The following is a 12,053-nucleotide window of genomic DNA, read 5'->3' as shown; positions in this document are numbered from 1 at the left end:
TCATTTCTTCTTAAGGCACAGCCATTTTCATTTGTTTGTGCAGAATGTAAATTTCTAAATTGGTCTGTGCACCGCAATATTCGCCGTCGATTTGAAAATTTACCGGATAATCTGTTTTTATTGTGGCTTTGTCTGTTGAAATAATGACAATATCATCAGAATCAATTGGCATATTTCCAGTAATAATTTTTCCAATTAAAAGCAGATCTAAACTCTTCAAAATCACCAATTCAAACTTTCCGTCGTTCATAGCTCCATTCGGATTAATGATTACGCCTGTGCCATATTTCTGTGAATTGGCAATAACAATCATTCTCGCTACATGATTTACCGTTTCATTATTGGCAGAAATCGTGGCGACAAATGGTTCTTCAGATTCGGTTAAAGTTGTAAAAGCCTGTAATGCATATCCCCAAAAACCGCGAATATCACTTTGTTCATAGTTTTTAACCAAATTGGCATTCAATCCTAAATCACTTAAATGGATGCTTTTTTTTCCGTTGATACAAATCATATCCATTTCGATATAATGATTCAAAAAAGCTATTTTTAGATTTTCTTCTATTTCAACAGGCAAATTCAAATCGACCGATAATCCGTTTGCTGATCCAGCTGGCAAAATCCCGATAATGATATCGTAATTTTCCATTGCTTCTGCCACCATTTTGATTGTGCCGTCGCCGCCTGCAACAATGATTCGCTCAGGAAGAAGTTCATTATAAATCGACTGAATTTTATTTAAATCATTTTTTCCGGTTGTTTCGTACACTTCAAGATTAAAATGATTGATAGTTGCAAATTCCTGAACCGTCTCGATTAAATCAGTTTTATCAAGGTCGCCAGAAATGGGATTCACAACGAATAGAATGTTCTTTTTCAAAATTTTATCTTTAGAAATCAATTAAATTAAGTAATTTACAGTTACATAAATATACGTAATAAATGAAACCAATCTTACAATTATATCGAGGTTATGCCAATGAAGAAGAATTAATTGTAATGGGACATGTTTTTAAAAGAACGTATGATTATGACTTTCAGAAGAGGAATTTAAAAAATGCAAAATCCATAATCAATCAATTTCGGATAAAAACGCTTCAGAATTTTGATGTTTATCTGAAATATGGAAATCAGGAAATTCACACTAAAACATTAGACGACGGACATTTTAAGTTTTGTATTCCGCTTGAAAATGAAACGCATTTTGGATGGATGAATTACGACGTCAGTATTAAATACAATTCTGAAACGATTACATCAAAAGGAAGCTTCATACGCCCACATACGGGAAAATTAGGTATTATTTCTGATATTGATGACACTTTTTTGATTTCGCATACGCAGAATATCTTCAGAAAAATTTACATTTTGTTATTTAAGAATGTTAACGACCGAAAAGTCTTTAAAGATGTTGTAGCGCATTACCAAGCTTTAAGTTCAGCAGGAAGAAAGAATAAAGAGGAAGTCAATGCCTTTTTTTATATTTCGAGCAGTGAATGGAATTTGTATCGTTTTATCGTACAGTTTACCAAAATCCATCATTTGCCAAGAGCTGTTATTTTATTAAAAGACATTAAAAGGGGAATTACCGATTTTTTCATGAGCGGACGCGGCAATCATGATCATAAATTCGAGAAAATAAAACATGTTTTAGAGTTTTACCCCAACTTGAAATATATTTTATTAGGAGATGATTCACAGCATGATCCAGTTTTATATGAAAGAATCTGCAAAATATTTCCCGTTACAGTTATTGCCGTTTACATTCGACAAACAGGAAAGAAACAGAAAGAAGAAGTCAAAAAAATTATGAAAAATTTAGAAACTCTGGATGTTTCTGTTTGTTATTTTAAAGAAAGTAGCCAGGCAATTGAACACTCAAAATCAATTGGAATTATTAAATAGTTTTGTTTCAAGTTTCAAGTTTCAGGTTTTGAACTGAATGAATATTTAACCGCAAAGCACGCTAAGTTTTTTGATTTGCGAGGTTTCATAAAACGCAAAGTTCGCAAAGCTTTATTAATAAATAGCTTTGCGAACTTTGCGCGTTGTAAATGCAAACTATAAAAAACTTAGCGTGCTTTGCGGTTAAATTTACGCGTCAAGATTACAACTTGAAACCTGAAACTTAAAACTTTTCTTAAACATTAAAATTATCAATCTCTTCCTGAACGATTTCCCAATCTAGAAGTAATTGCTCTAAATCAGCTTTCTTTTTGTTGTATGCTGTAAAAAACGACGCGTCTTCAATGTGTTTATCATAATTAGTTTCCAACATTTTATCGTTATGCTGAATATCTTTTTCTAATTGCTGAATCTGGCTTTCGATTTTGCTTAGCCTGTTTTGAAGCGCTTTTCCTTTTTTCTGATCTTCGTATGAAGTTTTGGTATTTTCTTTTACTGGCGCAGCTTTAACAACATCTTTTTTCTCTACTTCACGCATATTCTCAAGATTGCGCTGCTCTAAGAAATAGTTGATGTCGCCTAAATATTCTTTGATTTTTTGGTCTTTGAATTCGTAAACAATATTCGACATTCCCTGAAGGAAATCCCTGTCGTGAGAAACCAATAATAATGTTCCGCCAAATTTTTGAAGTGCCGCTTTTAAAACGTTTTTAGATTTGATATCTAAGTGGTTTGTAGGCTCATCCATCAGCAAAACGTTGATTGGCTGAAGCAATAATTTACAAAGTGCCAAACGGTTTCGCTCGCCTCCAGAAAGTACTTTTACTTTTTTCTCGACATCATCACCACGGAATAAAAACGAACCTAACATATCACGAACCTTCATACGATTTGTATCTGTTGCGGCATCTTCCATAGTTTGCAGCAAAGTAATTTCTCCATCTAAATATTCTGCTTGATTTTGAGCAAAATATCCTAATTGAACATTGTGTCCTAATTTGATGTTTCCTTGGTATTCAAACTCGTTTACAAGCGCTTTGATGAAAGTCGATTTACCTTGTCCGTTTTGTCCAACAAAAGCGATTTTACTTCCGCGCTCAACCAATAAACTAATATCTTTTAGAATCGTTTTGTCTCCGTAAGCCTTTGTAACGTTTTCAGCTTCGATTACTACTTTTCCTGGTTCTTTTGAAACTGGAAACGAAATATTCATTACCGAATTGTCGTCTTCATCAACTTCGATTCTTTCTACTTTATCTAATTTTTTAATCAACGATTGCGCCATTGAAGCTTTTGAGGCTTTTGCACGGAATTTCTCGATTAATTTTTCTGTTTCTTCAATTTTTTTCTGCTGATTCTTCTGCGTAGCTAATTGCTTTTCACGAATTTCATGACGCAATTCTAAATACTGAGAATAAGGCTTATTGAAGTCGTATGCTTTCCCTAACGAAATTTCGATTGTTCTATTAGTAACATTGTCCAAAAACATTTTATCGTGCGATACAATCACCACAACTCCCGGATAACTGCGAAGGAAGTTCTCTAACCAAATGATACTTTCGATATCTAAGTGGTTGGTTGGCTCATCCAGCAATAAAACGTCATTTGATTGCAATAAAAGCTTTGCAAGTTCGATACGCATTCTCCATCCTCCAGAAAATGTTTCTGTCTGATTATTAAAGACTTCTCTTTTAAAACCAAGACCTAAAAGAATTTTTTCAGTATCTCCAACATAGTTATAACCACCAAGAAGTTCAAAGCGATGTGTATAATCAGATAAATCTTCAATAATCTGACCGTATTCTTCGCTTTCATAATCGGTTCTTGTAACCAATTGATGATTGATTTCTTCTAATTTTTTCTCTACAACTTTAATTTCTGTAAAGGCTTCATACGCCTCTTCAAGCACTGTTCTTCCTTGTTCGAAATCAATATCCTGACGTAAAAATCCCATTCGGATATCTTTTTCCTGAGAAATAACTCCTGAATCAGGTTTAAAATCTCCGGCCAACATTTTAAGCATTGTCGATTTACCTGCTCCGTTTTTACCAACAAGACCAACGCGGTCGCCAGCGCCTAAACGAAAAGTAACTTCTTCAAATAAATAAGTTCCACCAAAAGAAACAGAAAGATTGTGTATATTAAGCATAATGTATTGCTGAAAAACTAGAAATTAAAATCATTGCAAATAAGCCAATTGCCTTTGCAATTTTGAAAGTGCAAAAGTATAACTTTTAATTGAAAGTTTTGGGACTGAAAAGAACAGCTTAATCAATATTTCTGAATTTCAGCTAATTTGGATATTTCGAATAAAAAAGAGACCACAAATTATTAGAAATTTTAGTTTCATTTTTATTGGCAATTGTATTGAAACAAAGTTAAAACTCAAATAAAATAGTATCTTTGTAAGATAACTTCATTTAAAAATATTCTTCTTTTAGAAATCAATTTCTTTGATTTCAGAATAAAAAAACAGACATAACAATGTTTAAAAAAGGATCTAAAATAAACAGTATTTTCAGTGGAAGCTGTCCAAGATGTCAAAATGAAAGCATGTATGAGGACAAAAACCCATTACATTTGACCAAAGTTCTAAAAATGAATGAAAATTGCAGTCACTGCGGTTTAAAATATCAAATTGAACCTTCCTTTTTTTATGGAGCAATGTATGTAAGTTATGGTCTAAATGTGGCTGTCGGGATTGCAGCTTTTATAGTTTCATTTGTTTTTTTTGGAAGTACTGTTGAGCAATCATTCATTGCAATAGTAGTTACTTTAATTGTATTATTCCCTTTTGTTTTAAGACTTTCCAGAAATTTATATATCAATATGTTTATTTCTTACGACCCGAAGGCTGGTCAGAAGTAAGGGTTCGTAAATATCTTTTATGAAATCGTTTAATATCAGCTCCCTTATCTAAAGGAACCTGATTTTCAATATGATCGTATAAAGCTTGTGCCATTGCAGGTCCAAGCATTACGCCGCGAGTACCCAAACCATTGAGAATATGTAGTGACTTATGAACTTCATGAGTACCAAGCAAAGGTCTTCTGTCTGCAACTGTTGGACGAACTCCGCCAAAATGCTTTACAATTTCAAAATCGCAGGTTATAATTTCTTTTATTTTTTCCAAAAGTTCCTGTTTGCCTTCTTCTGTAGGTGCATCAGTTTTATCAAACCAATTGTAAGTAGCTCCAACTTTGAACAAATTCTCTCCTAAAGGCAAAATAAAAACACTTGTATTAACGATAAGATCTAAATTTAAATCGGGTGCTTTTATAATAAACAGTTCGCCCTTGGTACCATCTAAAGGCAAATAATTAAAAAATGGATTTTTGTGCATTCCAAAGCCTTCTGCAAAAATGATATGTTTAGCCTGAATATTTTTATACTGAATTCCAGAATCCAAAAATTCAATATTGCTGCTATCGAAAGATTCTTCCAAAAGCAAATTGTTTTCAAGAAGATATTTATGGTAGTGCTCTAACAGTAAAGCAGTATCAACATAGCCCGTGTGCAGTACTTCTCCGTAATCATATGGCGACTCGATTCCATTGAATTTTCTAGTAATCAGTTTACAAGATAAAAAAGGAGCCAAGTTTATCTTATCTGAAGCTGCAAACCAATTATTTTGCTCTTCTATTGAAAAAAACTTTCGCAAGATTGGCATTTTATAGTTGAATTTCTGATTCAATTTGTCTTCTACGCGATTGTAAAATTCATTCATCAAAACCAATTGCTCCTGAGAATTCCACACTTCACTAAAACGCTTTAAAATTACCGGATTGTATAGCCCACCCGCAACTCTGGAAGAATGTTGCGACTTATCATCAATAAGTAAAATGGTTTTATTGTTTTTAAGGGCCACTTCGGCAAAAGAAATTCCGGCCAATCCAGATCCGACAATTAGATAATCAAGCATTGTGTAATGTATAGATAAAATAAAAACTCTTACCACAAAGATAGTAAGAGTTTGTCTTAATAAAATTAACTTGATTTAGTAATTCCACATATCTTCTTCAAAGTTGCGTATCTTTTCTTTTACTCTTTCAGATTCCAGCAATTGATTTTGTGCATTATCTTTCATGTAATCTTTTATTTCACGATCGCCATACATATTTTCTTCTTTGTAAATAATTGCATTAAAACGTCTAGAATTTAAAATCTGGTCAAACGAAATTGATGCTGCAGAGTTTGTATCGTTAAAAGCTTTTGCTTCATGTAATACCGTTCGGGCATCGGGAAAGAAAACCCAAAATAACTCAATATAATCTTTCTCGTCACTGTTCATAGTATAAACATCTGGAGTAACCGGGCAAATACCAATTAAGCGATACTTCAATTCTCCTTGACGTTTATCAAAATACCAATATCCTTTTATTTTATATTGTGTAACATCCTGAGCCGTTAAATCCTGTTTTAAAATATACTCTGCCGGAACTGTACGTGTAGGTCCAACTGTCTCTTCTTTGTAGCTCACGTTTTTCTTCTTGCCAGTACCAGTAACCACTTTTTTCTTTACAACATGCGACCTATAATCATCCGGATTTTGATTGATTAGTTCTCTACCTGCATCTGTAGTATCTACACGAGATAATGAACCCTGAATATCTTTCATGGTTTTTTTTGTATTAAAATAACTGTCTGAATACACTTCTGTTATTTTACCATTTCTGATAGCTTTGGTCAAAACATCATAAAGCGAACGTCTATCAGCACCAATGTTCGCAGTGTCCACAGGAAAATAGTACGGAAAATTAATTTTTTCATTTAAATCAATAATTTCCCATGTCATTTTCCCCATCAAAATATCTCTGTCTTCAACGTAGCCATATGCTAAAGGTTTATCGTTATCTGCGATAAGTTGAGCGGGTGTCTTAATCCCAATTTGGGAAACGGTTTTTGCATTAAGCAAATTAGATTGTGCAATAGAAACAAAACTTCCTGCAACAAAAAAAATAACGATCAAAAAATTTCTCACTTTCATCATAATTAATAGTATAAGAAACCAAACGCAACATTTTACAAAATATTATAAATTTTCTTACAAAATTAAAATCCTAAAGATTTTATTGTCCATCAAAAAAGTTCCAGGCAAAAAAAAACTCTTACTACAAAGGTAGTAAGAGTTTTTATATAATGCTATGTTTCAACTTAGTAGTTCCACATATCTTGTTCGAAATTACGAATCTTTTCTTTTACTCTTTCAGATTCTAATAATTGGTTTTGAGCGTTATCTTTCATATAATCACTGATCGCTCTGTCTCCATAAAGGTTTTCCTCTTTGTAAACAACCGCATTAAAACGTCTAGAATTTAAGATCTGATCGAATGAAATTGGTAATGCAGAGTTATTATCGTTAAATGCTTTTGCTTCATGCAAAGCTTCTCTTGAATTTGGGAAGAAAACCCAAAATAACTCAATATAATCCTTTTCATCACTATTCATCGTGTAAACGTCTGGAGTTACAGGACAAATTCCAAGCAAACGATATTTCAATTCACTTTGACGTTTGTCAAAATACCAATATCCTTTGATTTTGTATTGCGTAACGTCCTGAGCAGTTAAATCTTGCTTTAAGATATATTCTGCAGGTACCGTTCTTGAAGCAGGTACCGTTTCATCAACATAAGTAACAACTTTCTTTTTACCAGTTCCAGTTACAACTTTTTTCTTCACAACACGTGATCTATAGTCGTCTGGATTTTGGTTGATAAGTTCTCTACCAGCATCAGTTGTATCAATACGAGATAATGATCCTTCGATGTCTTTCATTGACTTTTTAGTGTTAAAATAACTATCAGTATAAACTTCAGTTATCTTACCTTTTTTGATAGCTTTTGTTAAAACGTCATACAATGAACGTCTATCAGCACCAATGTTAGCTGTATCTATAGGAAAGTATAAAGGAAAATTGATTTTTTCATTCAAATCGATAATCTCCCAAGTTGTTTTTCCCATCAAAATATCTCTATCATCAACATAACCGTAAGCTAAAGGCTTATCATTATCTGAGATAAGTTGCGCAGGAGTTTTAAGTCCTATTTGAGCAGGTGTTTTCGCGTTAAGCAAATTCGATTGCGCATTAGAAGCAAAACCTCCAGCAATAGAAACAATGGCTATTAAAAAATTTCTTACTTTCATCGTGGTATCATTATAAGATATTGAACGTAGTATAAACTACTTTATTATTGTATTTCGAAAATTACTGGAGCAGTTCTTGGTAATAAATAACTTCCAGCTCCAACAAGTTTAGTTTTAATTTCAGAAATAGTAACCTGATCCCCTCTACCAGCTCTTGCAAGAACTGATTTGCATTGAGCATTTAATTTGTTTCCTGTAACAACAACTGTAGGCTGTCCAGCAATTTTCAAGTTAAATCCAACAACGTCTAAACCAACTTCGAAATCAAAATCCATTAATTTTGCTCCAATTGTAGCAACTTCTAGGTTAGATTTAGGTCCTTTAACAACACCATAATCACCTCTAATTGTACCTGTTGGTCCAGGAATACCTTTAATTCTGAATGTTTTCTTATCTGAAACTTTGTCTCCATTTGGTAATGTACCAGTAACTGAAATTGTTGTCTCAGTACCTGTACCTGGGCTCATGTTATATTTACCTGGTTTACCAGCTGAACTTAATCCAGGAGCACTAGCAACAACTTTATTGTCAGCAACACCAGCGAATGATACAGAGATTGGGTTAACAACACCTCTATATACTACATTCATTTTGTCTGCAGAAATTGTAGCAGAGTTTGGTCTTGGAACTACAACATACTTTCCAGCGAATTTAAGTGGAATATTCTTTCCATCTTCTAAGAAAGTAAATTGTCCATTGATGTTTTGTTCTCCTACACCACCAGCAGTTAATGAGATAACAGCCTGTCCGTTTACGATTTGTCCTGGACCTTGGAAAGAAGTTGGTTTAGTGTTTTCGTCATAACGACCTAAAACTACCTTACCTGTAACTTTTTCACCTTGGAAGTAAGCATTTTTATCTAAAACTACAATTGCTTGGTAATTGCTATAAGAAGCAGCAGCAACCGCAGCTTTTCCTAAAGCAGCACTGTAAACATCAGATTCAGCTTTTTGAACGTCATTTTGCCAAGCAGAAAGTTTAGCTAATGAAGCAACCGCAGGAAAACCTTTAAAGTGGTAAGCTAAATATTTATCTTTTAAACCTTCTTTATTTTTAACATCAGAAACATCAAATTTCTTTTCAATCTCAGCTAAGATTGCAGCGTATTTTTTGTCTGACAAAGCAGCTTTCATGTCTGCTTTATATTTTTCAATTTTAGAAATGATTTCATTTCCTTTTTTAGTGTATCCTTCACCAGTAAACCAGTTGTCGATATTATCACCTTTGTCCATTGCCTCATATGGCAATTTTCCAGTTTCTTTATCAGTTTCAAAACCTTTTAAAACATCAGCTTTTAATGAACCAATGTATGCATAAAATTCTTTTGAAGTTGTTTCAACTTTGTGAGCCGTTACCGCTGCTGTAGCAAATTCTCCTTTTGCCTCAGCTGCTTTTTGGTCTAACGACATCAACAAACCTGCATTTGATGTTTCTGAAGACGTGTTAGCACTTTCAAATTTTTCATTCATTAATCCAAAAGCAGATAAAACTTCTTTGGACATGTTCATTGCTAACATCGCGATGAAAACCAGATACATCAGGTTGATCATCTTCTGTCTAGGGGTTAATTTTCCTCCTGCCATTTTTTTCTAATTAGTTCTTATTAATAATTTTAATATAATAGTTAAAAACTAATTATCCTTTGTTACTCATTGCAGAAAGCATTCCACCGTAAACGCTGTTTAAAGAAGCGATATTAGCAGTCATAGATTGCATTTGCTCTTTTAATTTAGCAGCATTATCAGCGATTTCACTATTAGCTTGTGCGTTTCTTGAAGCGCTTTCTAATTGTACTTTATATAAACTGTTTAATGATTCCATTTGTGCAGCAGCCATAGACATTTCTTCAGCATATTTCTTTTGTCCTGCAATTGAATCAACTGTTGGAGAGATTGCTTTAGCAGCTCCTTCGAAATTTTTGATTGAGTTTCCTAAGCTTGACATTAATTCACCATCAATTTTAGCTTCTTTTAATAATGAATCTAATTTTTGAGATAGTAATCCTTGAGCATCAGTTGGAGTATCAGCTTTAGCTTCTTTTTTTCTAGCTTGTCCGTTAGCTAATTCTGGGTAAACAAGAGTCCAATCTAACTCATCATCAACTGGTTCGAAAGCAGAAAGTGCAAAGATTAACGCTTCTGTAACTAATCCAACAGAAAGCATTAATGTTCCTGTCAATGGCCCAATTTCAAAGTGAGTAATTTTGAATAAAGCTCCAATAATTACTACTGCCGCTCCCATACCATAAGCGAAATTCATTGCTTTTTTACTTAATAATGCCATAATACTTTTTTTTTAGGTTTTAAAATAGATTTGTTGGTTATTGAATTTAATTATAATTTACTTTCTTTTTTTACTGCTTCCAGTTACTTGAGTTCCCATGTAATCTTGTACAGTTCTGAATCCAATATAACTTCTAGCTGAATCAGCATATTCGTGATCACGAGTACTTACCTGTAGGAAGTAAGCAACATCTTTCCAAGATCCTCCACGAACTACTTTTCTTTGATTGTTTCCATCAATAACATTTGGGTTCATTGTAGAAACATATTCGTATGCATTTGGGTTGTAAGCTGAATCCGTCCATTCTGAAACATTTCCTGCCATATTATATAAACCATAACCATTTACCTCATAAGACTTAGCTTCAACTGTGTACAATGCTTCATCAGCAGCATAATCTCCTCTGCTTGGTTTGAAGTTTGCCATGAAACAACCTCTATCACTCTTAGTGTAAGGACCTCCCCATGGGTAAGTTGCTGATTCCAGACCTCCTCTTGCAGCATACTCCCATTCAGCCTCTGTTGGCAATCTGAAAGCATTTACTAAGTCACGTCCTTTTTTCTTAGATTTAATATAACTGTTTTTGTTTAAAGTTCTCCAAGCACAGAAAGCTTTTGCTTGTTTCCAAGTAACACCTACTACAGGATAATCACCGTAAGCTTTATGCCAGAAGTAATCATTATGCATTGGCTCATTATATGAATAAGCGAAATCTTTAATCCAAACTGTAGTATCAGGATAAACACTTACTTGCTCCGTTTTAACGAAATCTTTTCTTTTTCCTACTTTAGCTTTTGCTGCAGCCTGAATATCCATCCAAGAATAACGGAATTTCAATTTATTTACATCAATTGTTCTCAAACCATTGTAAGATTCTTCAATTGGCAAATACATAGAATCCATTACTTCAGTGTAATACTCATCTGGATAAGCTTTTGTATCTTTAATTAACTTTACTTTTTTGTTTAATTTTCTACCAGCATATGGATCATCTTTTGTTCCTACACTATAGTAGTTATCATACATATATTTATCATAAGCCGTCATTTTATCTGGCTCAGAATCATTAAATGCATAATCAGCAATACTGCCGCCTTTTTTACCTTTACCATCACCTGTAGCTTTTTGACCAGTTTCATCTGCCAAAATTGCTAAACGAACTCTCATTGTAGAGTCTTTTACCCACTCCACAAACTGACGATACTCGCTATTAGTGATCTCAGTTTCATCCATATAGAACGAACGAACTGTTACCGTTTTAGTTGGAGCATCTTCCACATTAGCTAAGTCAGCATCAGATTTACCCATAATAAAAGATCCGCCTGGAACCAAAGTCATTCCATAAGGTTTTTCAGGATGCCATTTCCCTCCTGTAACACCAACTAATTCACCTTTGTCACCTGACTTACCACAGCCAATTACTAGTGTTAACATTGCTGCAAATGCAATAAACTTCTTCATATAAATTTGGATTATCTATTCATTATTAAAAGTCCGTAAACGTATTTATTATTTATCTAAAAAACAATACTACTTGCGAATTTTATTTTACCGTTCAAAAATAATGTTAAATAAAATAAAAAAAAAATATTTCATCGATAAACTAACGTAAAAAATCGACCAAAAACATCAAATTTTATAATATGTAATCTACTTCTTATTAATATTTCTTAAATATTTTTTTAAAATTTTAAAAAATTAAGATTTTAATTGAAATTTTC

10 protein-coding genes are annotated in these 12,053 nt (G+C 33.2%); 2 read left to right on the top strand and 8 right to left on the bottom strand.

Annotated features, from left to right (window positions below; genetic code table 11):
* Window positions 1–10: 10 nt before the first annotated feature.
* Window positions 11–880 carry a diacylglycerol/lipid kinase family protein gene (locus GQ47_RS19070; RefSeq protein WP_035652095.1) on the bottom strand — a complete coding sequence of 290 codons (870 nt, stop codon included), beginning with the start codon at window positions 878–880 and terminating at the stop codon, window positions 11–13.
* Between the two features lie 62 nt (window positions 881–942).
* Between GQ47_RS19070 and GQ47_RS19065 the strand changes: the two genes are divergently transcribed.
* Complete coding sequence (locus GQ47_RS19065) at window positions 943–1,905, top strand: App1 family protein (protein WP_035651818.1); 963 nt, start codon at window positions 943–945, stop codon at window positions 1,903–1,905.
* A 235-nt stretch (window positions 1,906–2,140) separates the two neighbouring features.
* Here the strand turns inward: GQ47_RS19065 and GQ47_RS19060 are convergent, their stop codons facing one another.
* Entirely contained in the window at window positions 2,141–4,054 is a 1,914-nt protein-coding gene (locus GQ47_RS19060; protein ID WP_035651817.1) for an ABC-F family ATP-binding cassette domain-containing protein, read from the bottom strand.
* 335 nt (window positions 4,055–4,389) lie between these two features.
* Between GQ47_RS19060 and GQ47_RS19055 the strand changes: the two genes are divergently transcribed.
* On the top strand, window positions 4,390–4,773 hold the full coding sequence (locus GQ47_RS19055) for a DUF983 domain-containing protein (RefSeq protein ID WP_035651816.1): 384 nt from the start codon (window positions 4,390–4,392) through the stop codon (window positions 4,771–4,773).
* On the opposite strand, the gene GQ47_RS19050 is transcribed toward GQ47_RS19055, so the two are convergent.
* The 6 genes from GQ47_RS19050 to gldK all read right to left on the bottom strand — a co-directional run bounded on the left by GQ47_RS19050 (window position 4,739) and on the right by gldK (window position 11,793).
* Window positions 4,739–5,827, bottom strand: a complete 1,089-nt coding sequence (locus tag GQ47_RS19050; protein WP_035651815.1) for an NAD(P)/FAD-dependent oxidoreductase — start codon at window positions 5,825–5,827, stop codon at window positions 4,739–4,741. The two genes, GQ47_RS19055 and GQ47_RS19050, sit on opposite strands and share 35 nt — an antisense overlap.
* A 75-nt stretch (window positions 5,828–5,902) precedes the next feature.
* Complete coding sequence (gldN, locus tag GQ47_RS19045) at window positions 5,903–6,892, bottom strand: type IX secretion system ring subunit PorN/GldN (protein ID WP_035652092.1); 990 nt, start codon at window positions 6,890–6,892, stop codon at window positions 5,903–5,905.
* Window positions 6,893–7,059: 167 nt separating this feature from the next.
* On the bottom strand, window positions 7,060–8,049 hold the full coding sequence (gene gldN / locus GQ47_RS19040; protein WP_035651814.1) for a type IX secretion system ring subunit PorN/GldN: 990 nt from the start codon (window positions 8,047–8,049) through the stop codon (window positions 7,060–7,062).
* A gap of 44 nt (window positions 8,050–8,093) precedes the next feature.
* Entirely contained in the window at window positions 8,094–9,632 is a 1,539-nt protein-coding gene (gene gldM / locus GQ47_RS19035; protein ID WP_035651812.1) for a type IX secretion system motor protein PorM/GldM, read from the bottom strand.
* A gap of 52 nt (window positions 9,633–9,684) precedes the next feature.
* Complete coding sequence (gldL, locus tag GQ47_RS19030; protein WP_035651811.1) at window positions 9,685–10,332, bottom strand: type IX secretion system motor protein PorL/GldL; 648 nt, start codon at window positions 10,330–10,332, stop codon at window positions 9,685–9,687.
* Window positions 10,333–10,389: 57 nt separating this feature from the next.
* Window positions 10,390–11,793 carry a T9SS ring complex lipoprotein PorK/GldK gene (gldK, locus tag GQ47_RS19025; protein WP_035651809.1) on the bottom strand — a complete coding sequence of 468 codons (1,404 nt, stop codon included), beginning with the start codon at window positions 11,791–11,793 and terminating at the stop codon, window positions 10,390–10,392.
* Window positions 11,794–12,053 lie beyond the last annotated feature (260 nt).

The sequence above is a fragment of the Flavobacterium sp. ASV13 genome (assembly GCF_000745775.1).
Taxonomy (GTDB): Bacteria; Bacteroidota; Bacteroidia; order Flavobacteriales; family Flavobacteriaceae; genus Flavobacterium.
This window is presented reverse-complemented; position numbering and strand designations above follow the sequence as displayed.

Bases quoted from the DNA above. Each gene is read 5' to 3' on its own strand.
- GQ47_RS19065 (WP_035651818.1), top strand. From the start codon at position 943: ATGAAACCAATCTTACAATTATATCGAGGTTATGCCAATGAAGAAGAA.
- GQ47_RS19060 (WP_035651817.1), bottom strand. From the start codon at position 4,054: ATGCTTAATATACACAATCTTTCTGTTTCTTTTGGTGGAACTTATTTA.
- GQ47_RS19055 (WP_035651816.1), top strand. From the start codon at position 4,390: ATGTTTAAAAAAGGATCTAAAATAAACAGTATTTTCAGTGGAAGCTGT.
- GQ47_RS19050 (WP_035651815.1), bottom strand. From the start codon at position 5,827: ATGCTTGATTATCTAATTGTCGGATCTGGATTGGCCGGAATTTCTTTT.
- gldN (WP_035652092.1), bottom strand. From the start codon at position 6,892: ATGAAAGTGAGAAATTTTTTGATCGTTATTTTTTTTGTTGCAGGAAGT.
- gldN (WP_035651814.1), bottom strand. From the start codon at position 8,049: ATGAAAGTAAGAAATTTTTTAATAGCCATTGTTTCTATTGCTGGAGGT.
- gldM (WP_035651812.1), bottom strand. From the start codon at position 9,632: ATGGCAGGAGGAAAATTAACCCCTAGACAGAAGATGATCAACCTGATG.
- gldL (WP_035651811.1), bottom strand. From the start codon at position 10,332: ATGGCATTATTAAGTAAAAAAGCAATGAATTTCGCTTATGGTATGGGA.
- gldK (WP_035651809.1), bottom strand. From the start codon at position 11,793: ATGAAGAAGTTTATTGCATTTGCAGCAATGTTAACACTAGTAATTGGC.